Origin of the sequence: Hungatella sp. SL.1.14 (genome assembly GCF_024460495.1) — a bacterium.
Lineage (GTDB): Bacteria > Bacillota > Clostridia > Lachnospirales > Lachnospiraceae > Hungatella > Hungatella hathewayi.
Genome location: NZ_JANFYJ010000319.1, coordinates 1 through 303, shown reverse-complemented (window position 1 = coordinate 303; position 303 = coordinate 1). Strand labels below are relative to the sequence as shown.

The 303-nt window shown below is 50.2% G+C and carries 1 pseudogene; it reads right to left on the bottom strand.

From position 1 onward, the window contains the following. Window positions 1-113: 113 nt before the first annotated feature. A pseudogene (locus NE473_RS31175) lies at window positions 114-303 on the bottom strand (endonuclease III domain-containing protein); the annotation flags it as partial.

Genomic DNA, 303 nt, shown 5'->3' with positions numbered 1-303 from the left:
CCGCGTCAATGACACTGCCCAAAGGAGGGGAATCAATCAAAACGTAATCATAATGTTCTCGCGCGCCGCAGAGCATCTCTTCAAATTTCGCATTTCCCAAAAGTTCTGCCACTCCCGACGCCGGCCAGACTGGTCAGTTCCTCGATGGTCCGCGGAACCTGGCCGCCAAACCGTTCCAGCAGCCCCTGACAGCAGGAGATAATATTCTTCGCCTTCATGTGGTAAAACCCGATGGAGTGGATATCCTTTTCCAGCTCCTTTAAATCGGTATTTGCAAACTTTTCGATGGAGTCATACTTTTTG